Origin of the sequence: Sphingobacterium sp. (assembly GCF_039596235.1) — a bacterium.
GTDB lineage: Bacteria > Bacteroidota > Bacteroidia > Sphingobacteriales > Sphingobacteriaceae > Sphingobacterium.
Window position 1 is genome coordinate 21,175 of sequence record NZ_JBCNKE010000006.1, and the last position, 21,242, is coordinate 42,416.

16 protein-coding genes and 4 tRNA genes are annotated in these 21,242 nt (G+C 42.6%); 8 read left to right on the forward strand and 12 right to left on the reverse strand.

The features are described 5' to 3' along the window. Positions 1 to 64 precede the first annotated feature (64 nt). From proB to ABDW32_RS13530, 3 genes are read left to right on the forward strand one after another with little or no spacing between them, the layout of a single operon-like run. Positions 65 to 1,096 (forward strand): glutamate 5-kinase, encoded by a 1,032-nt coding sequence (gene proB, locus ABDW32_RS13520; RefSeq protein ID WP_343563235.1) that lies wholly within the window; start codon positions 65 to 67, stop codon positions 1,094 to 1,096. Next, positions 1,093 to 2,343 carry a glutamate-5-semialdehyde dehydrogenase gene (locus ABDW32_RS13525; RefSeq protein ID WP_343563237.1) on the forward strand — a complete coding sequence of 417 codons (1,251 nt, stop codon included), beginning with the start codon at positions 1,093 to 1,095 and terminating at the stop codon, positions 2,341 to 2,343. The genes proB and ABDW32_RS13525 overlap by 4 nt, the downstream gene beginning before the upstream one ends. A gap of 36 nt (positions 2,344 to 2,379) precedes the next feature. Beyond that, positions 2,380 to 2,757 carry a hypothetical protein gene (locus tag ABDW32_RS13530; protein ID WP_343563239.1) on the forward strand — a complete coding sequence of 126 codons (378 nt, stop codon included), beginning with the start codon at positions 2,380 to 2,382 and terminating at the stop codon, positions 2,755 to 2,757. A 58-nt stretch (positions 2,758 to 2,815) separates the two neighbouring features. Here ABDW32_RS13530 and ABDW32_RS13535 read toward each other — a convergent pair whose 3' ends face one another. Beyond that, positions 2,816 to 3,952, reverse strand: coding sequence for an acyl-CoA dehydrogenase (locus ABDW32_RS13535; protein WP_343563241.1), 1,137 nt, complete (start codon positions 3,950 to 3,952; stop codon positions 2,816 to 2,818). Positions 3,953 to 4,237: 285 nt separating this feature from the next. Here ABDW32_RS13535 and ABDW32_RS13540 point away from each other — a divergent pair, with 285 nt between their 5' ends. Further along, positions 4,238 to 4,873, forward strand: coding sequence for a peroxiredoxin (locus ABDW32_RS13540; RefSeq protein WP_121125603.1), 636 nt, complete (start codon positions 4,238 to 4,240; stop codon positions 4,871 to 4,873). 322 nt (positions 4,874 to 5,195) lie between these two features. On the opposite strand, the gene ABDW32_RS13545 is transcribed toward ABDW32_RS13540, so the two are convergent. Both ABDW32_RS13545 and ABDW32_RS13550 read right to left on the reverse strand, forming a co-directional pair. Beyond that, on the reverse strand, positions 5,196 to 6,302 hold the full coding sequence (locus ABDW32_RS13545; protein WP_343563245.1) for a serine protease: 1,107 nt from the start codon (positions 6,300 to 6,302) through the stop codon (positions 5,196 to 5,198). A 24-nt stretch (positions 6,303 to 6,326) separates the two neighbouring features. Next, the gene (locus ABDW32_RS13550; RefSeq protein WP_077438011.1) at positions 6,327 to 6,899 is read right to left on the reverse strand and encodes a sigma-70 family RNA polymerase sigma factor; all 573 of its coding nucleotides are present in this window, start codon (positions 6,897 to 6,899) and stop codon (positions 6,327 to 6,329) included. A gap of 289 nt (positions 6,900 to 7,188) precedes the next feature. Between ABDW32_RS13550 and ABDW32_RS13555 the strand changes: the two genes are divergently transcribed. The 3 genes from ABDW32_RS13555 (at position 7,189) to ABDW32_RS13565 (ending at position 13,207) form a co-directional block, all read left to right on the forward strand. Continuing rightward, positions 7,189 to 11,238: a glycoside hydrolase family 2 TIM barrel-domain containing protein gene (locus tag ABDW32_RS13555; protein ID WP_343563248.1), complete on the forward strand. Its 4,050-nt coding sequence runs from the start codon at positions 7,189 to 7,191 to the stop codon at positions 11,236 to 11,238. A 453-nt stretch (positions 11,239 to 11,691) separates the two neighbouring features. After that, positions 11,692 to 12,933 carry an MFS transporter gene (locus ABDW32_RS13560; protein ID WP_343563250.1) on the forward strand — a complete coding sequence of 414 codons (1,242 nt, stop codon included), beginning with the start codon at positions 11,692 to 11,694 and terminating at the stop codon, positions 12,931 to 12,933. A gap of 49 nt (positions 12,934 to 12,982) precedes the next feature. Continuing rightward, positions 12,983 to 13,207: a (4Fe-4S)-binding protein gene (locus ABDW32_RS13565; RefSeq protein ID WP_343563252.1), complete on the forward strand. Its 225-nt coding sequence runs from the start codon at positions 12,983 to 12,985 to the stop codon at positions 13,205 to 13,207. A gap of 58 nt (positions 13,208 to 13,265) precedes the next feature. On the opposite strand, the gene ABDW32_RS13570 is transcribed toward ABDW32_RS13565, so the two are convergent. The 9 genes from ABDW32_RS13570 to ABDW32_RS13610 form a co-directional block, all read right to left on the reverse strand. Next, positions 13,266 to 13,342: transfer RNA gene (locus ABDW32_RS13570), tRNA-Asp, on the reverse strand. Positions 13,343 to 13,367: 25 nt separating this feature from the next. Beyond that, positions 13,368 to 13,441 (reverse strand) — tRNA-Asp (locus tag ABDW32_RS13575). Between the two features lie 31 nt (positions 13,442 to 13,472). Further along, positions 13,473 to 13,549 (reverse strand) — tRNA-Asp (locus tag ABDW32_RS13580). A 61-nt stretch (positions 13,550 to 13,610) separates the two neighbouring features. Next, positions 13,611 to 13,684 (reverse strand) — tRNA-Asp (locus ABDW32_RS13585). A 73-nt stretch (positions 13,685 to 13,757) separates the two neighbouring features. After that, entirely contained in the window at positions 13,758 to 14,831 is a 1,074-nt protein-coding gene (gene prfA / locus ABDW32_RS13590; RefSeq protein WP_343563254.1) for a peptide chain release factor 1, read from the reverse strand. A gap of 97 nt (positions 14,832 to 14,928) precedes the next feature. Further along, entirely contained in the window at positions 14,929 to 15,258 is a 330-nt protein-coding gene (locus ABDW32_RS13595; protein ID WP_343563256.1) for a multidrug efflux SMR transporter, read from the reverse strand. Between the two features lie 63 nt (positions 15,259 to 15,321). Then, positions 15,322 to 15,912: a Crp/Fnr family transcriptional regulator gene (locus tag ABDW32_RS13600; protein WP_343563258.1), complete on the reverse strand. Its 591-nt coding sequence runs from the start codon at positions 15,910 to 15,912 to the stop codon at positions 15,322 to 15,324. After that, positions 15,894 to 16,649, reverse strand: coding sequence for a UDP-2,3-diacylglucosamine diphosphatase (locus tag ABDW32_RS13605; RefSeq protein WP_343563260.1), 756 nt, complete (start codon positions 16,647 to 16,649; stop codon positions 15,894 to 15,896). The genes ABDW32_RS13600 and ABDW32_RS13605 overlap by 19 nt, the downstream gene beginning before the upstream one ends. Before the next feature lie 57 nt (positions 16,650 to 16,706). Continuing rightward, positions 16,707 to 18,875 (reverse strand): M1 family metallopeptidase, encoded by a 2,169-nt coding sequence (locus ABDW32_RS13610; RefSeq protein ID WP_343563262.1) that lies wholly within the window; start codon positions 18,873 to 18,875, stop codon positions 16,707 to 16,709. A gap of 217 nt (positions 18,876 to 19,092) precedes the next feature. On the opposite strand from ABDW32_RS13610, the gene ABDW32_RS13615 reads away from it, so the two are divergent. Beyond that, positions 19,093 to 21,216, forward strand: coding sequence for a prolyl oligopeptidase family serine peptidase (locus ABDW32_RS13615; RefSeq protein ID WP_343563263.1), 2,124 nt, complete (start codon positions 19,093 to 19,095; stop codon positions 21,214 to 21,216). The last annotated feature ends 26 nt before the right edge of the window (positions 21,217 to 21,242 follow it).

Consider the following 21,242-nt stretch of genomic DNA (forward strand, 5'->3'; position numbering starts at 1 on the left):
TTTTGCAAAAATTGAATTCTTCTCAGTAAATTAGAGCTTTAATCTAAACTAAAGCATACTTACGATGAAAAAGCCTATTCTCGTTGTCAAATTTGGATCGGCTTCTATTACCACGAAAGAGGGAGAAGTTGATGAACGTATTGTTTTGGAGATTGCCAGACAGATTGCCGCCTTACAGAAGAAGTACAATATTGTCCTGGTGTCTTCAGGTGCTGTTGCTGCCGGCAAGCGTTTTCTCCCCAGTTACACAGGTACGCTGTCTGAACGGAAGGCAGCTGCTGCTATCGGAAATCCGATATTGATTAATACGTATTCCACCTATTTCAGGCCTTTTAAGATTTCCTTGGCACAAAGTCTATGTGAAAGGCATCACTTCTCTAACCGGGATCAGTTCCTCCAGCTAAAGAATACTTATGAGGAACTATGGCGTAGTAATGTGATCCCAATTGCGAATGAGAATGACGTGGTGAGTAATAAAGAACTGAAGTTTTCTGATAACGATGAACTGGCCACACTGATTGCAGTTGGGTTTGGGGCTGAAAAATTGCTGTTTAGTACTTCTGTTCCTGGAGTATTGGATGCCAATAATAAAATTATCGAGACGATCGAAGCTATTGACAGGGATATTCTGGGATTGGCAAGAAAGGATAAATCTGCAGTGGGATTAGGGGGGATGACCTCAAAACTGAACTTTGCGCGTCTTGCCAATCAGATGGGAATTGAAGTAGTTATTTTTAGCATGCAGACCGAAGATGCAATCACAAAAGCCATTAAACACGAGACAGGTACTTTGTGTTTGCCTGAGCGTAAAAAGATCTCTTCGCGAAAAAAATGGCTGGCCAGTGGAAGCTTAATTAAGGGCGAATTGATGATTGATCGTGGCGCTGAGGAAGCTCTGTTAAAACATAAAAGCTTACTGGCTGTCGGGGTAACCCGTATTGTTGAGCATTTTGAGAAAGGGGAGGTACTGAATATCGTGAACCTCGAAGGTCTAACCGTTGCCGTTGCCCGGGCAAAAACGGATTCATCTTTGTTATCCCAGTCCAGTAAAAAGAATTTAGAAATTGCACATGCAAATGATATCGTATTGTTATGAGTGAATCAATAATTGAACAACTGAAGGCAGCTACCAAGGCGAAACAATTCTTGCAAGAATTTGCTCCTGACGCGAAAAAAGCAACTTTAAAGGCAATCGCTGCGGCACTTGTTAAAGAAGAGGCGCTCATCCTGCAGGCTAATAAAATAGATTTGGATCGTATGGATGATGAAGATCCTAAAAAAGACCGTCTTCTGTTGAACAGCGATCGTTTGCGCGCACTATCAGAAAGCGTAAGCCAGATTGCTGATCTACCGGATCCGACCGATCAGCTGTTGCTGAAGAAGGTGCTGCCAAATGGACTGGAAATAGAGAAAATAACTGTTCCCCTTGGTGTTGTTGGCGTTATCTATGAATCCAGGCCAAATGTCACGATAGATGTTGCAGCGCTCTGTATCCAATCTGGCAATGTTTGTTTGTTGCGGGGAGGTTCTGATGCGTGCTATACAAATGAGGCCTTGCTGAAGGTTATTCATGCTATTCTGGAAGAGCAAGGGATATCCAAGGATATTGTACAATTGTTACCGGTCGATCGCAAACATGTGTCCGAATTACTGGAAGCAACCAAGTATGTAGATATTATTATTCCACGTGGTTCACAGTCCCTGATCGATTTTGTTCGGGCAAATGCAAAAGTTCCGGTGATCGAAACAGGTGCGGGGGTATGTCATACCTATGTGGATCAAACGGCTGATCTCGACATGGCAGCACGTATTGTGGCCAACGCGAAGATCTCCCGACCATCGGTCTGTAATTCTTTAGATACGGTCATCGTGGATGAGGCGGTGGCACCGGATTTTTTAAATAAATTAGCACCCTATCTCGAAAATGCCGCGGTAGAAGTGTTTGCGGATCCGCTGGCATTTGAGCTATTGACGCAGCAACGATTTTCAAATTTAGTGGCCGCTGAAGAGGCAGATTTTGGAAGAGAATTTCTAGATTTGAAGTGTTCCATAAAAACAGTCAACGGTTTGGACGAAGCACTGGAACATATCGAAAAGTATTCATCAAAACATTCGGAATGTATTGTATCTTCGAATGAAGGGACTATCGAACGATTTTTGAATGCAGTAGATGCAGCCGCGGTATATGCGAATGCCTCCACCCGTTTTACGGATGGCGGGGAATTTGGATTGGGAGCGGAAATAGGTATTTCGACACAGAAACTTCATGCGCGCGGACCCTTTGCATTGGAAAAGCTGGTAACGGAAAAATGGATTGTCAGGGGTAATGGACAGATTCGGTAAGAATAGACAATGGGAATAAGTTTTAAAAAAGATTTAATGGTACGTTGGGTCGAAGACATTGGAAAATTTCTTCGTATCTGGATTGACGGTTACGATGCTTTTGCCGAACCGACGGATCCGACGGTATTTGCTGATGCCTATCAGAAGTTTTTTGAAAGAGATCGGATTTTTTATTTGGGTCTCTCGGAAGACGAACTCGCAACTTACGCAAAAGAACAGTTGCAGGTTCAGCAGTTGCATCCACTGGCATTGACCTTGCTCTTTGATGGGTTGAATACAGGAGCGGAAGAACAGCAGAATTTATTGCGAAAAGCAAAGTTCATGTTAAATTTGGCAATGGCTGAAACGGCGAGTTTTTCTTTTCAGGATTATCAGTACCTTGCAATGATCGATAATAAATTGAATACTCCATAAAAAACCTGTCCGCTCATAAAGCGGACAGGTTTTTTATTTAAGCTAGGCTATCAATAGTCTAGCGTAGGATTTCCCTTGCGATGACCAAACGTTGTATCTCCGATGTTCCTTCGTAAATTTGGGTGATCTTCGCATCACGCATAAGCCTTTCCACATGATATTCTTTTACATAGCCGTAACCCCCGTGTACCTGTACAGCTTCGACCGTATGTTTCATGGCTACCTCAGAAGCATGCAGTTTGGCCATTGCAGCTTCTTTTCCATAGGGTAGGCCTTGGTCTTTGGTCCACGCAGCCTTATAGGTTAGCAAGCGGGCTGTTTCGATATCGACTTCCATATCGGCCAGTTTAAATTGGATGGCCTGATGTTCTGAAATAGGTTTACCAAAAGTCTTGCGTTCCTTGGCATAGGCAAGCGCAAGATTATATGCACCTGCTGCGATGCCCAAGGCCTGCGCCGCGATGCCTATGCGCCCACCATCGAGGGTTTTCATGGCAAATTTAAATCCAAATCCATCTTCACCGATGCGATTCTCTTTGGGCACTTTGACGTCTGAAAACAGCAGGGAATGGGTATCCGAACTGCGGATCCCTAATTTATTTTCCTTTGGTCCTATAGTGAATCCCGGTAAGCCCTTTTCCACAATCAACACATTGATACCTTTATGACCTTTTTCTGGATGCGTCTGTGCGATGACAAGGTAGATGTCCGCATGACCACCGTTTGTAATCCAATTTTTAGTGCCATTCAACAGATAATGGTCGCCTTTGTCTTCGGCAATTGTATGTTGCGAGGAGGCGTCCGATCCCGCCTCAGGCTCCGAAAGCGCAAATGCGCCCAGTTTCTCTCCCTTGGCGAGCGGAACGAGGTACTTTTGCTTTTGCTCCTCGGTTCCATAAGCATTGAGTCCATAAAGCACTAATGAATTATGGGCGGAAACAATAACGGCTGCGGATGCATCAATCTTGGCGATCTCTTCTAATACAAGCACATAGGCTAAGGTATCCATGCCGGCGCCGCCGTAGGCTTCAGGCGTCATGATTCCCATAAAGCCCAGTTCGGCCATTTGTTTGACAAAATCGGTAGGGAATTGGGCTTCCTCATCCCGTTGTATGACACCTGCTTTTAGTTCCTGGGCAAACTCCCGTGCCGCATCACGGATCATTTTATGCTCTTCGCTTAATTCAAAGTTCATGATATCTCAATTTTTATGGTCTATAACTTATCATAACTGTAACTCTTTACAAATCACCGCGAAGCAAAAATGTTTTTAAAATCGCAGTAGGAGCGCTAATTTCAATCATTTGTTGAGGAAATAGTTCGCTTATACTCAAATATACTAAATATATGTTATGCTTGCATAGTATTTTAACTTTGTTTTTCATCTGAATCTAAAAAAATAGGGAATTATTTGTTTGCTAAATTTAATCTACTATATTTGTAGAGTATGTAGTTTTGAACATATTTAAAAGATAAGATTATGAGTTTAAGATTAGGAGACGAAGCGCCAAATTTTAAAGCGCAAACGACTATTGGTGAAATAGATTTTCACGATTATATTAAAGATAGCTGGGTGGTGTTTTTTTCACATCCATCTGATTATACACCTGTATGTACAACAGAGCTAGGCCGCACTGCGAAATTGAAATCTGAATTTGACAAAAGAGGAGTTAAAGCAATTGCCTTGAGTGTAGACAACGTAACCGATCATTTGAACTGGATCAAGGATATCAATGAAACACAGCAAACAGAAGTGAATTTTCCGGTTATAGCCGATGAAGATCGACACATTTCCGAGCTGTATGATATGATTCATCCGAACGCTTCTTTGACAGCTACTGTACGTTCGGTGTTCATTATCGGCCCGGATAAAAAGATAAAGTTGACATTGACATATCCTGCATCTACAGGACGTAATTTTGATGAAATCTTACGTGTAATCGATTCATTGCAGCTCACCGCCGATTATCAGGTCGCAACACCAGCTGACTGGAAACATGGTGAAGACGTCATTGTTGTCCCTGCAATCAAAACGGAAGATATCCCAGCAAAATTTCCGAAAGGATTTAAGGAAATCAAACCTTATTTAAGAACAACTCCACAGCCTAATTTATAATCAATTAGGTGAAATTCTTATAAAAAGAGGGAGCGTCCTGTAAGAAAGGATGCTCCCTCTTTGATTTTGTCCAGGTCCTACAATAGCTCTTATCGAGTGCCCATCGCAGGGAATCTCCTTCTTTGGATAGTTTCTTTTGTTATTGGATAGTTTCTTTTATTAGATCCTATGTCATAGGAACTGTGAACCTTAAATTGGAGCTAGGGGAACAAGTCATTATTTGCATCGAAATCACTGGGCTGGAGGTGAATATTGCCCTGGCAAAAAAAGAAAAGGCGATACTTAAGTACCGCCTTTTCTATAAACATTAAAGATCGAAGTCTTAGTAGACTTTAACCATATAAATATAGTCTTGTAATTTTTTGATCTGTTCGGTTCTCGGTAAACCTGCCAATGTATTCTTCCGGTTGATTTTTACACCTGCGCTTAACGAATCACTAGGGATATCTGCAAGCGCATTCATGATTGACTTGGTTTTGATGGCAAAAGCAGCACCATCTATTCCTCGCTGTTTACCGGAGATAATACCGATCACATTACCTCTGCTATCCAATACAGGACCACCGCTGTTGCCGGGATTGACCGGAACAGATATCTGATAGGCAATGGTGTCACCGGCATAACCTGTCGACGAGCTTAAGTATCCTTGGCCATATACTGCTTCATCACGCGGGAAGCCGATAGTGTAGATATCTTCTCCTAAATCCGAAGTAGAGGTTTTGAAGGTATAAGGCAAGCTTTTAGCCTTTTTAAAGTTTTTATCGGCGATATATAGAATTGCTAAATCTTTGCTGGCATCGCTGTGAACGACCTGTGCTTTGTAAGATTCTCCTTTGCTGTTTTGCAGGTAAATGGAGTCAGCACCACTGACCACGTGATAATTGGTCACCACATAACCATCCGTTGTCAACATAAAGCCGGTTGCACCAAATTGGCTTTCGCTACTTTTAACCGATTTTTTATCGTTGATATCTTTTATGGCGGCGTTATGTGCGTTGACGTTCTTTTTGACATTGTTCATGTCGCGACGCAAGGCACTGTAATCCGATGAGGCCTTCTCTAGGTTGCTATAATAACCACTCAGCCATAAGGTGCCAAATACCGCAAATACTGCCACAACTGCAGCTACCAATGAGCTGGCTTTGATCCGTTCCCAAAGTGATATAACGGTGGATTGTTTTATCGGAACCACTTTAGTGGCTGTACCTTGGGATTTATGATATTCCTTGGCTGAGTTGGCCAATACTTTTTTGAAGTCAAGCCTTTGGCTAGTTTCCTTCATATTGGCAACAAAGTCGCTGTGTTGTTGTAATTGGGCAGCATAAGACGGGTTTTCAGCACAAAAAGCTTCGAACGCTACTTTTTCTGCTGCAGATAACTCTCCGCGCAGATATTGGTCAGCCAATTCGAAAAATTCTTTTTGATTCATTGTTCCCATGGTGTTACTCAAATGTTAATCTGTTGAAAAAAATATTTTTTTCAGCCTTTGCAGGCATTTATATTTTTGAGTCTTGGCGTTATCTGTATTGGTATAACCAAATTTCTCACAGATGTCCTGCATCGAGTGGTTCAAGATATAGAAGTCATGTAAGATTGTCTTACAAGGTTCCCCCATTTTCTCTAGCGCAAGTTCCATTTGATCAAACTTCTTCTCAAGCTCTTGATGCTGTTGTAAGTCTTCTTCCTCGAATAAGGAGTCCTCATAACCGCTAATGTCACTATTGTTAAAACCAGTACGATTGAGTTGTTTTAGCCAAAGCCTTCGGCAAATCGAGTAAAGATATGTTTTGAGTTTGCTGCTGAGTTCAAAGTCGCCTTTGGCAACTTTATCATAGAGCACAATCACAGCCTCTTGAAAGATATCCTTTGCTTCATCCTCACTTCCATTGTTTTGCAGTATCATATGACTTATGGATGGATAGTATCGTTTATAGATACTGTCTATCGCCAAGCTATTGCCTTTTTTAAGGCCTTCAATGATCTGCTCATCATTTTCTAGCAGGACTGATTTACTGAATTTACTCACCTATTAATACCTTAATGCCTAAATTGTAACCCTTTGAAAAATGAAAATCTTCAAAATATTTTCAAACGTAAACTTTTATTTGTTTAATGCGAAATCTAAGCCCAAAAATACTGCTTATTCCCTGAAACCGAAAGCATTTGTTTTTGCGCCTACATTCGGATACGCTTAGAATCCACAATTGTTTTTCCATGTATCGAAAAAGTTTCGCAATCGAGTGCTTTAATAATCTGCTTGTTATTCCTCTAAAATGAAGTTACATTTGGTTTCCTGAACTAAAATGCTTAAATACATGATGTTAAGAAAATCCGTTATTTTTTCAACCTTACTGGCCTCTTTGCTGTCCCTGCATTCGACCTCAATCATAGGGCAGACTTCCACGGCTCCTATTGCAGGATTTCAGTATGGAGATATGTTATCGCCAAAAGGAAACGAATGGGAATCACCGCAATTGCTCTCACTGAATAAGGAATTGCCACATGCTTCGTTCTTCTCCTTTTCAAACGTTGAAACTGCGAGAAAAGTACTTCCCGAGCATAGTAACTTTTGGCGCTCACTCAACGGTTCCTGGAAGTTCCATTGGGTAAAAACGCCCGAAGAACGGCCAAAAGAATTTTACGAGCCCAACTATGATGTCACGACTTGGGAGACTGTGCCCGTTCCAATGAGCTGGAATATCTTCGGTATTCAGAAGGATGGCAGTTTAAAATATGGTGTGCCTATCTATACCAATCAGCGCGTGATTTTTCAGCATCAGGTGAAGGTTGATGACTGGCGCGGTGGGGTGATGCGCACACCTCCACAAGATTGGACGACTTATGTATACCGCAATGAAGTCGGATCATACCGTCGTAATTTTACGGTCCCCAAAGATTGGGATGGACGTGAGGTATTTCTCAATTTTGACGGAGTAGATTCATTTTTCTACCTTTGGGTGAATGGGAAATATGTCGGTTTTTCAAAAAATTCAAGAAACCTCGCTTCATTTAATATCTCCGCTTTCTTAAAAAAAGACGGGGAGAACGTTTTGGCCGTAGAAGTCTACCGCAGCTCGGACGCTTCATTCCTGGAAGCCCAGGATATGTTTCGCCTGCCGGGAATATTTCGCGATGTCTCCCTGACATCAGCTCCCAAAGTCCAAATTCGTGACCTTGCAGCAATTCCAACATTGGATGAGCATTATGAAGATGGCGCATTGAAAATTACTGGTACTGTCCGCAATTTAAGCAATAAGAAAGCCAATGGGTATAAGCTTGTTTATTCGTTATATAAGAACAAACTGTATAGCGATGAAAATACGCTGGTTGATCAGGCTGAGGTGTCAGCCCTTGTTCCTGAATTGGAGGTAAAGGGATCCAATAGCACGGAAGCCTTATTAACGGTCAAGAATCCAGACAAATGGTCGGCTGAACTTCCTTATCGGTACACCCTGGTGGCGGAATTAAAGGATAAGAAAAATAAAACTGTTGAAACAGTCTCTACCTATGTCGGATTTCGAAAGGTTGAAATTAAAGATACCAAAGCCTCTGAGGATGAATTTGGTCTTGCTGGACGTTATTACTACGTCAACGGTAAAACAGTGAAGCTGAAAGGAGTGAACCGTCATGAGACAAATCCTCAACACGGAAAGGTGGTTACGCGGGAGCAGATGGAAGCTGAAGTAAAACTGATGAAAAGCGCCAACATCAATCACGTACGCAACTCACACTATCCAGAGCCTCCGTACTGGTATTACCTCTGTGACAAATACGGCATCTACCTTGAGGACGAGGCTAATATTGAGAGTCATCAATACTATTATGGAAAGGAATCACTCTCTCATGTTTCGGAATGGAAAAATGCCCATGTAGCGCGGAATATCGAAATGGTGCATGCCACCATCAACCACCCTTCTATTGTGATCTGGTCACTTGGGAATGAGGCCGGTCCCGGAGATAATTTTGTGGCAGCTTATGATGCGATCAAAAAAATTGATACCTCCAGGCCTGTGCAATACGAACGCAATAATGCGATCGTGGATATGGGCTCAAATCAATATCCTTCGATTGACTGGGTCAGAGGGGCGGTCAAGGGAACCTATAAATTAAAATATCCTTTTCATATCTCTGAATACTCACACTCCATGGGTAATGCCGTCGGTAATTTAATTGATTATTGGGAAGCCATAGAGTCGACGAATTTCTTTATGGGGGGCGCAATCTGGGATTGGATTGACCAGGCTATGTATTATTATGATAAGAAAACCGGCGAACGGTTTTTAGCTTATGGCGGTGATTTTGGAGACAAGCCCAATGACGGTACATTTGTCAACAATGGATTGATCTTCGCCGATATGAAACCCAAACCTCAATACTATGAGGTTAAAAAAGTCTATCAAAATGTAGCCGTTAAGGCCATCGATATGACGCAGGGAAAAATTGAGCTATTCAATAAAAACTATTTTAAAGATCTGAGTGATTATCAGGTTCAATGGTCACTGTTCAAAGATGGGGTTGTTGTTTCCGGAAGCGGTGGTACAATAGCTGCTGCTGATCTTCCCGATGCCCGAAAGAGAAAACAAGTTGTCCTGCCTATTGAATATGGTAAATTGGATGCAGGATCGGAATATTTTGTAAAAGTTCAGTTTTTGCTTAAGACAGATAAGCCATGGGCGAATAAGGGCTTTGTTCAGATGGAAGAGCAACTGTTTGTTAAAGCAGCAGAAAATAAACCGTTGATTTCGGCTGTTGCCAAAGGGAAAAATCCAGTTTTATTCAAAGAAGGTGAGCTGCAGATCGTTAAAGGAGATCAGTTTCTCGCGAAATTTGATAATAATACCGGATCAATCTACAGCTTAACATATGCAGGTAAGCAAATTATACGCGATGGGGAAGGACCTAAACTGGATGCATTGCGTGCGCCCGTCGATAACGATAACTGGGCTTACCAGCAATGGTTTGAAAAGGGCTTACACAACTTAAAGCACAAAGTCTTGTCTTCCAATAGCTATACCAAGAAAGACGGGACTGTCGTTTTGGCGTTTACAATTGAGTCACAGGCTCCCTACGGTGCTTCCTTGTTAGGAGGAACATCAGGAACCTATACACTCAAAGAGCATAAGGATAAACCATTTGGCAAGGATGATTTCAAATTTACCAGCAATCAGATCTGGACGATTTACCAAGATGGCTCGATTGAATTATCATCCAGCATTACTTCCAACAACGCATCTGTTGTATTGGCCAGGTTGGGCTATTCCTTGCAATTGCCAGGTGAGTTTGGCAACTACACGTATTATGGACGTGGTCCGATCAATAATTATGCAGATCGTAAGACGGCGCAATTTATAGAACTGCATAAAAGCACTGTAAGAGATCAATTCGTAGCTTGGCCCAATCCGCAGAATATGAGTAATAACGAGGATGTCCGCTGGACATCCCTGACGAATAAGGAGGGACAGGGGGTAATCTTTATTGCGAAGGAACATCTTGCGACATCTGCGCTGGAATACAGTGAGCTGGAATTGACCTTTGCACCGCACCCGTATCAATTGCCAAAGAGCTCCGGCGTGCATGTGCACCTTGACGCTGCGGTCACCGGACTCGGGGGCAACAGTTGTGGACAGGGACCCCCATTGGAAAAAGACCGAGTGAAAGCGGCACCAACGTCAATAGGATTTATTATCCGCCCTGTACAGCAAAATGATTATCTGGCTAAAGCAGGGGTGGCTACAGCTGGTGATGCGCCTATTTCATTCGCCAGAAGTTCCACAGGTGAGGTAGCTGTGCTTTCCGGAAATAAAGCAGAGACTGTACTGTACACGGTGAACAATGGAAAGGCAAATACCTACAAGAACCCTTTTGATCTGCGTCAAGGCGGAACAATAACGGCCTGGTACCAGGGGAATGAAAAACTAAAAGTGACACAGCAGTACAGCAAGATCGAGACGGTTCCGATGGACGTCGTCTTTGCTTCCAGCCAGGAGACCGGAGAAGGTGATGCCAAGAACCTGTTGGATGGCGATCCTACCTCAATCTGGCATACGATGTATTCAGTTACTGTCGCTCAATATCCGCATTGGGTTGATTTTGATGCCGCGAGTGTCAAGACGATCAAAGGTTTTACATTTTTGCCGAGAGCGGATGGCGCAAATGGCGATATCAAAGATTATAAAATTCAGATAAGTAAAGACGGTAAAAACTGGGAAGAGGTGATGTCGGGTACATTCGAGCGAAACAAGAAACTCAAAACCGTTCGCTTTGAGAAACCTGTCAAGGGACGTTATATCCGCTTTACGGCATTGAGCTCGCAGCGTGGCGATGATTTCGCTTCGGGAGCAGAATTTGCTGTTATCGCGGAATAAAAAACACGCTAAAAGCGATTAGAGCCAGCACCTGGACACAGGAGTGCTGGCTTTTTTATTTTATGGATATGCTTTCTGTAAAGACAGCTTTTTCTACAGTTTCAATTGTTATTAAATTAAACCCATTGCCCGCATTCATTGCAAAGCTATATGCTGTATCAGCATCCTGTAAGCTTAATTATTTCCATAAGTTCAATAAATATCAGGCAAATCAAAGAGCCCTGTCCATGGCATAGTGAGCCTGACCGTCGAGTCCCTTTATTATTCGGCAGATATGCCGCTAAGGAACTGAAACATGTCGAAGGCTTACGATATGCTAGCAGCGGTTTTAGTAAAAAGTTGGATCTAAAGGTGTTAAAAGGCATATTGAATAATTTTTATGGACTTATTGTGTAGAATGTTCCAGCGCTTGTGTATTTTTAACCCAGTTTAAACCAAAATCATTATTATCATATGGAGATAGACCAACAGGCGAATGCACCCTTTACGGCGTACCAGAAACTCGTGGTGTTTTTGCTGGCGATTACACAATTTACCGTTGTACTTGATTTTATGGTAATGTCGCCAATGGGCGATATTTTGATGAAAGCTATCAATCTAAAGCCAGCCCAATTTGGAGTTGCGGTTTCAGCCTATGCTTTTAGTGCCGGTGCATCGGGCTTACTGACAGCGGGTTTTGCCGATCGTTTTGACCGGAAGAAGCTCTTGCTGTTCTTTTACTCCGGTTTTATTGTCGGAACTTTTTTCTGTGGATTCGCCAATGGTTATTGGGCTTTGGTTGCTGCCCGCGTGGTTACCGGTTTATTTGGCGGTGTTATCGGTTCGATTTCCATGGCTATTATTACTGATATTTTCACGTTGCAGCAAAGGGGACGTGTTATGGGCTTTGTACAGATGGGCTTCGGCGCAAGTCAGGTGCTGGGAATTCCGATAGGCCTGTATATCGCAAACAACTGGGGCTGGCACAGTGCTTTTCTTTGGATCGCGGTCATGGCTTTGATTATTGTGATCATTATTGCAGTTAAATTGATACCAATTACGGCACATATTGGTTTACAGAAGCATCAATCGGCGCTGAAACACCTTTGGGCGACATTCTCGCAAAAGGAATACCGTATCGGTTTTCTGGCGACAGCACTACTCTCCATCGGAGGTTATATGATGATGCCATTTGGAAGCGCTTTTGCCGTCAATAATCTGCATGTTAGCCATGAGCAACTTCCCCTGTTATTTATGATTTCAGGTGTAGCCTCCTTGATTATAATGCCCATCGTGGGTAAATTGAGTGATCGTTACGATAAATTTAAAATCTTCGCATTTGCTTCGCTATGGTTGATGGTAGTGGTGTTGATCTATACCAATCTGGGAGTCTCTCCATTTTACCTTGTTGTGCTTCTGAATATTCTGATGATGGCTGGTATACTAAGTCGCATGACGCCTTCCTCAGCACTGATCAGTGCTGTTCCTGAGATGAAAGACAGGGGTGCATTTATGAGCATCAGTTCGTCCCTACAGCAGCTTGCTGGGGGAGTGGCTGCGTCTCTTGCGGGTGTGATCATTGTGCAACAGACAAAAGAAAGTCCTTTGGAGCATTACCCGACCTTGGGTATTATCGTTGTTTTGCTCTCTGTTGTGAGTATTTTTATGATCTATCGGGTCAGCAGGCTAATTAAACAAAGACGTCCGATTTCCTAAAACAAAATTGTTCTTATTGGTATTAGTAGTTCAGGAGAGATTTTTTATTATGGAAGAAAAAATTGTTAAATATGCCCATCCCAACGGGGAGATCGATGTCCTTTGGATTCCCGAACGATGTGAACACGCTGCGGTCTGTGTTAAAAGTTTGCCACAGGTATATCATCCGAAAGATAGACCCTGGATTACGGCTGAAAACGCAAGTACAGCTGAGCTGATCGACCAGATTAAGCGCTGTCCCTCGGGAGCACTGCAGTATGAGTTGAAAAAATAGGCGTAGAGATTTGTGTAAAAAAAAAAGCATCATTTTATTCAAATGATGCTTTTTTTGTTGGCGGTCTGGACGGGACTCGAACCCGCGACCCCATGCGTGACAGGCATGTATTCTAACCAGCTGAACTACCAGACCAACAAGATGTTTTTTAAAATTTTAGCGGTCTGGACGGGACTCGAACCCGCGACCCCATGCGTGACAGGCATGTATTCTAACCAGCTGAACTACCAGACCTAAAATCTTAAGGATTGTTTTTAAAAATTTTTGGCGGTCTGGACGGGACTCGAACCCGCGACCCCATGCGTGACAGGCATGTATTCTAACCAGCTGAACTACCAGACCTAAAAATCTTAAAAACTTATTTTGTTAAAGAACTTACCGAGATTACTCTCTTTTTTTGAAGCGGTCTGGACGGGACTCGAACCCGCGACCCCATGCGTGACAGGCATGTATTCTAACCAGCTGAACTACCAGACCTCAACCCTTCTCCTCAGAAGGTGTGCAAATATAGCGTTTGTTTACGTATCTGCAAAGATTTTTTGAAAAAAAACTAGTCTACTTGACCCTCTTTCATCTTCTCCGCATTCTCTGCAAACTGCAATGCGTCGATAATTCCTTGAATATCACCGTCCATAATTGCGGGCAAGTTGTACATCGTCATACCGATACGATGTTCAGTTACGCGACCTTGTGGATAGTTATAGGTACGGATTTTTGCCGAACGGTCTCCGGTCGATACCAAAGTTTTTCTTTTTGCAGCAATATCACCGTTCTTTTTGTTCAGTTCAAGCTCATAAAGTTTGTTACGAAGCATCTCCATCGCGAGTTCACGGTTGGCTAATTGCGAACGTTCCACCTGACAGATTACAACGATACCTGTTGGTTTATGTGTCAACTGTACTTTTGTTTCTACTTTATTGACGTTCTGACCACCGGCACCACCCGAACGGGATGTCTGCAATTCGATATCACCCGGATTGATTTCCACGTCGACATCTTCGGCTTCTGGTAATACAGCAACCGAGGCTGCTGATGTATGCACACGTCCTTGTGTTTCTGTATCAGGAACACGTTGTACCCGATGTACACCAGATTCATATTTCAACTGGCCGTAAACGTCTTCGCCGATTACTTTTAAAATTACCTCCTTATAACCGCCAGAAGTACCTTCGGTAACATCCATCACCTCATTGCGCCAGCCTTTGGTTTCGAAATAACGGGTATACATGCGGTAAAGATCGCCTGCAAATAGTGCTGCTTCATCACCTCCTGTTCCGCCGCGAATCTCGATAATCGCGTTTTTGGCATCCTCCGGATCTTTTGGAATCAGCATTAAACGGATTTCTTCTTCTTTTTCCTCTTTTTCAACCAATAAAAGATCCAATTCCTCTTTGGCCATCTCACGAAGTTCCTGATCCTTCTCGTTCATGATGATGTCTTTATTGGTGTCAATATTGCTCACCATATTTTTATAAATATGGTATTGATCTACGATTTTGCCCAAATCTTTGTATTCTTTATTCAATTTGGCAAAACGTTTCATATCTTGCATGGTGTCCGGGTTGCTCAATTCGGCTTCCACTTCTTCCCATCTTTCTTTGATCGCTTGTAATTTATCTAACATATATCAAAAATGCTTCTTCTAGGAATTTATGACCTAGATTACTATTGAGAGTACAAAAGTAAGGAAATTTTGTTGCTTTTGAACTACCTGCCAGCTATTAATGAGCGGAAACTGCTTTTAGCCCAACAATGGAGGCAATCAGCGTGAAAATAAAGAATATGCGCCAGAAATCTGCAGGTTCCTTAAAGAAGATAATACCCATTAAAACCGTTCCCACAGCTCCGATACCGGTCCAAACAGCGTAGGCCGTTCCAAGAGGTAGTGTTTGTGTTGCTTTGATCAGTAAGCCCATACTTGCGAATAGGAAGACAACGAAGGCGCCATACCACAGCCATTGCTCGCTACCTTCTGCGTCCTTGGCTTTTCCAAGACAGGTTGTAAAACCAATTTCACATAACCCGCCAAGAATTAAAAATACCCAGTTCATATCTCTGTTTTTTGTTTCAGGGACAAAGGTCTACGTTTTCCAGCAGAATAATTTTAACAAATGTTAAAAATTTGAAAGGATATTCGCGCGGATACGGCTGAGAGTCACTTGGCTAACCCCTAGGTAGGAAGCAATGTAACCAAGTTTGATCCGTTGTATATATTGAGGGTATTTTTGCAACAGTTCAATATAGCGATCCTGAGCTGTATTAAAGAGTTTGGACATGGTGCGCTGCTCCGCTTTGATAAACTCCAGTTCAGCCATTTTTCTACCCCAATTGGCAATGGCAATATCTGTTTCGTAGAGGGCGAACAACTGTTTTTGGTCAATTTTGTACACGATGCTGTCTTCGAGCAGGTCGATGTTTTCGTAGCCCGGTGTATCATGTACATAGCTGTTCATCGAAATTAAAGTACCACCGGGAGACACAAAGTCCAGGGTGATCTGCCGATCTTTGGTTTCGTAATAAACCCGAGCCAATCCAGAAGCCAAAAAATAAATGTCTTTTTGTATCTTATCTTGTTTGATCAGTAGGTTATTGCGCTTACAGGTAAGTGTTTCACTGATCCGTTCTAGCTTATGGATGCTTTCTGCCTGTAAAAAATGATAGCCCAATAGGCAATCTGCCAAAGAAATTACGACTTTTTCTCCCATTTTTCCAAACGTAAAGTGTCTCCGTCCCATACCGCATAGGTATAGTAATTGATCCATTCGCCCAGGTTGACAATACGGCTATCTGCATTAAGTCTGATATCATACGGTAGATGTCTATGGCCAAATAGATAGAAGTCATGATGTTGTTGACCTTCGATTTCCTTCGCATAACCGATCAGCCATTCTTTGTCTTCGCCCAGGAATTTTTCATCTTCATTGTTGGCGAGCCGGCTGTGCTTGGACCAGCGGGTGGCGATACCTATCCCTAGATTAGGGTGCAATCGGGCAAAAAGCCATTGGCAGAAAGGGCTTCGAAATACTTTCTTGAGCAATTTGTACTTGTAATCACCAGAACCGAGACCATCACCATGATGGATGTAGAAAAGTTTATTGTCAAGCTCAAGCTCCAGTTCATTGTCGATGATCTGCACATTTAATTCCTTTTTGAGGTAATCAAACATCCACATATCATGGTTGCCCTTAAATAACGTGATTGGGATACCCAGGTCGGCAAGCTCTGCGAGCTTACCCAAAAAGCGGATGTAACCTTTGGGGACTACGGTCGCATATTCAAACCAGAAATCAAAAATGTCGCCAACAAGATAAAGGTGCGCGGCATCGACTTTGATTTCGTCGAGCCACTGAATAATAGACCGCTCTCTTTCGCGTGAATGTTCCAGTGGATAGGATCCCAGGTGGAAGTCTGAGGCAAAATAGATTTTATTTCTTGTTGACATGTGCCCAAATCTAAAGAAAATGGAAGCGAATACAAAATTCGCTTCCACAATATGCATTTACGATTTGGACAGATTGGCGATGTGTGCCTTTAAATATTCAGCGGCCTCTGCATCTACTTTCTGAATCGACTGCTGCAACTTTGCAGGATAATTTGCCTTAATCGCCATCAAGGTACTAGCAATGACCATATAGGATTGATCTTTTAATCCGTTGAATATGAGCGGTTCATATTTCTTGCTTTTTAGCCCGGCCAGTTTAGCAATCGCAGATGAGCGAACGATTGAAGCTGTTGATTTTTCTGCCAGCGAAGCGATTATTTTTTCTGCTGACTTGCGGACAGTAGGATCTGTTAGATCGGTTCCCTGTATAGCCATCGCCACCAGGTCCGCATCCGAATCGGCCAGTGCCTTTGTCAATAACTCCCGCGCGGCGGATGTTTTTGGATTTTTGAGGGCAAATACCAATGCGCTGACACGGTTTGCAAAAGAGGGCGCATGTTCATATTGATAAAGATAATCTGCTTCAGTTTTGTCGATCCGGATTTCACCGACAAGCGTCTTTTGGGGATCCATATCAATAAATTCAAGGGGACCTGCCAGCGGTATAGTCAGTTGGGTTGCCCGTTTATTGAGCTGTACTGTTTTACTGATTTTGCCTTCTTTGGTATAGATGTCAATGCTGAGTGGCAATTGGAATGTTTGGACAGTGGAATCTTGAACCTGAGCGATATTAAGGACAAGTGTATTGTTTTCACTTTTGTGCGTTACGCTGAGGATTGGATGCCCCCCTTTGTAGTACCATTGATTGAAATAAGGGGCCCAGTCTTTGCCTGTCACTTCTTCCATCGCCAGACGCAATTGTTGCGGTTCGCCCGTTTTGAACGAATTTTCCGTCAGGTATTTTTTGAGTGATTGATAGAATGCCGCATCGCCCATCTGTTCTTTTAAGGCGTATAGAATCAATGAACCCTTAGCATAGCTGATATGATCAAACATATCTTCTTTGTCGTGGTAATAATATCGTGCAAGTGCTGGACTATTGCCGTTTTGCGTTGATTTGAGATAAGACTGTAGTTTTTCAAATCTCGATTTATCTCCTTTTTCTTTGCCGCCATCATGCTCATGCCAAATGATTTCACCAAAGGTCGCGAAAGATTCGTTCATCGTTAGGTTGGACCAGGACTCGGCGGTAACCAGATCGCCAAACCATTGGTGGAACAGTTCATGAGCAATGGTACCTTCTTCATTATCATCCAAAAGTTCCCTTTTGGTCTTTTGAACATGTTCGCCGTGTAAAGTCGCTGTGGTATTTTCCATAGCGCCGGAGACATAATCGCGACAGACAATCTGTGCATATTTATTCCATGGATAGGGTACTCCCAGGATTTTACCATAAAAGTCCATCATGGCCGGAGTTTTGCCAAAGATATCTTTGGCATAAGGTGCATACTTTGGTTCCAGGTAATAATCTACGGGGATGTTGTTGTATTTATCCTGGTAGATCTTGAAATCTCCCACGGCCATCATAAAAAGGTAGGGCGCATGGGGAAGTTCCATTTTCCAGGTATCGGTACGTGTTCCGTCATTGTTCTTTTGTTGGCTTACCAAAGCACCATTGGATAGGCTGACATATTTATCCAATACTGTCATGGAAATTTCTGCCGTTGTCTTTTGGTTAGGACGGTCAATTGTTGGGAACCAGGCGGAAGAAGCTTCCGTTTCGCCCTGCGTCCAGATCTGCTGCGGTTTGTTCGGCGAGCTTTCATCCGGATTGATAAAATAGAGTCCTTTTGCATCATTGATTGCCGCGCTGCCCTGTGCTTTTAGCAGATTGGGTTTGGCGGTATAATCCAGGTAGATGGTATATTTCTCATTTGCAAGATAATTGCGGTCCAGTTTGATCGCGAGCGAATGATCGTCGTAAGTATATTTTAAAGGAATAAGCTGTTGTCCGTTGACCAGTGCAATTTGTTTGATGTCCATGCCTTTTGCATCCAGGCGCAGTGAATCCGTTGGGTAAAAATGTGGTTGCAGTGTAATCCATTCTTTTCCGTTCAAAAATTGATTTTTATAATCAAAGCGGACATCGAGTTTGGTATGGACGAGGTTGTTGATCTTGCTAGGTGTCGAGCGATATTGCTGATCTATTGGAAGCTGTTGCGCCTGACTCATATCGATTGCTGAAAGGGATATGGCCAGGTAAAGGTAAGCGATTCTTTTGCCCATTGTTAAGTGATATTAGAAGATTTAAATAAAGCTAAAAAAATTTCAGCTGATGTAAAAATTAGGCGTGTATAAAATCCATAGACCGCTATTTGGTGGGTTCGCTGGAAGGCGTGAATTATTGTTTCTGAATGGAAAAGAATGACATTTACTTCGATTAGCACTATGAATTCTGAAATTATATTTGTTATTTTTGGATGAAACAAGTATAAAGTTTTTTATGATAAACAAAAAAATTGGCCTTATCCTGATGATGATCGGTATGGCAGGTACAGCGAGCACTGTTTGTGGACAGCAGCTGAAATATCCAACGACAAATAAAGGCACAGTCGTAGACGAATTCTGGGGGCAGAAAGTATCCGATCCTTACCGTTGGTTGGAGGATGACCGCTCGGCAGAGACGAAAAGCTGGGTTCAGGCTGAAAATAAAGTCACTTTTGATTATCTAAATACCATTCCTTTCCGGACAAAATTGAAAGAACAATTGACCGAAATTTGGAATTACGAAAAGATAGGAACGCCTTTCAAAGAAGGAGCATATACCTATTTCTTTAAAAACAATGGGCTTCAGCAACATTCTGTACTTTACCGCAAACAGGGCGAGAATGGTACTGAAGAAGTTTTCCTTGATCCGAATACCTTTTCGAAAGATGGATCGACTTCCCTGGCTGACGTTTCTTTTTCAAAAGACGGAAGTCTGGTTGCCTATTCGATCTCTGAGGGTGGCTCAGATTGGAGAAAAGTGATTGTGTTGAATGCAAAGGATAAAACGCCGGTAGGAGAGACACTTGTGGATGTAAAATTCTCAGGCATTGCCTGGAAAGGAAATGATGGATTTTACTATTCAAGTTATGATAAACCAAAAGGATCAGAATTATCCGAGAAAACAGATCAGCATAAATTATATTACCATAAGCTCAATACGGCACAATCTACAGATCAACTGATTTTTGGCGGTTCGGCAACTCCGAGACGTTATGTAGGAGCTTCATTAACAGATGACCAACGCTATCTGATTATTTCTGCTGCTAATACAACTACAGGGAATGAACTTTATTACCAGGATCTGAGCAAACCGAATAGTAAAATCGTTTGCCTGCAGGATCATTTTGAGGCAAATACAGGTGTGGTCGATAATATCGGAGATACCTTTCTATTGGAAACAAATTATAAAGCGGCCAATAACCGTTTAGTAAAAGTTGACCTTAAAAACCCAGCCAAAGAAAACTGGAAGGACGTCATTCCGGAAACCGAAAATGTACTTTCGATCAGTACCGGTGGAGGTTTTCTTTTTGCGAACTATTTGAAAGATGCTGTCTCCGTGGTAATTCAATACGATTATACAGGTAAAAAAATCAGACAGATTGAATTGCCTGGGGTAGGTACCGCAAGTGGTTTTTCGGGTAAGAAAAAAGAAAAGGAAATCTATTTTGGTTTCTCGAATTACATTACACCTTCATCGAGCTATAAGTTTGATGTCAACTCGGGAAAATCCACGCTTTATATCAAACCGAATGTCAAGTTTGACAGTGATCAATACGAATCAAAACAGGTATTTTATACCTCTAAAGATGGAACGAAGGTGCCTATGATCATTACCTATAAAAAAGGCATCACTTTGAACGGTAAAAATCCAACGATTGTATATGGTTATGGTGGTTTTAATATCAGCCTGACCCCGGCTTTCAGTACTTCAACTGCAGTATGGTTGGCCAATGGTGGCGTATATGCTGTTCCCAATCTACGGGGTGGCGGTGAATATGGTAAAAAATGGCATGATGGGGGCCGACAGTTCAATAAGTTGAATGTATTCAACGATTTTATCGCTGCGGCTCATTATCTGCAGGAGAATGGTTATACCTCGCCTGAGTACACCGCGTTGTCGGGGGGTTCGAATGGTGGTTTGCTTGTGGGCGCGACAATGACTATTGACCCTAAAGTGGCTAAGGTAGCATTGCCAGAGGTCGGTGTATTGGATATGTTGCGTTACCATACTTTTACGGCTGGTGCAGGCTGGTCATATGATTATGGTACTGTCGCTGACAGCAAGGAGATGTTTGATTATTTGAAAGCTTATTCACCAGTGCACAATGTAAAAGAAGGGGTCTGCTATCCTGCAACCATGGTATTAACAGGTGATCATGACGACCGTGTTGTTCCGGCACACTCCTATAAGTTTGCCTCCGAACTGCAGGCTAAGCAGGCTTGTGATAATCCGGTTTTGATCCGTATTGAAACTAAGGCGGGACATGGCGCTGGCCGCTCTACGGAAGTCTTGATCAATAGTACAGTTGACAAGTATGCTTTTGCACTCTGGAACATGGGGATCAAAGCGTTGAAATAAAAATAGTAGGGAAGGATCTAGCTACA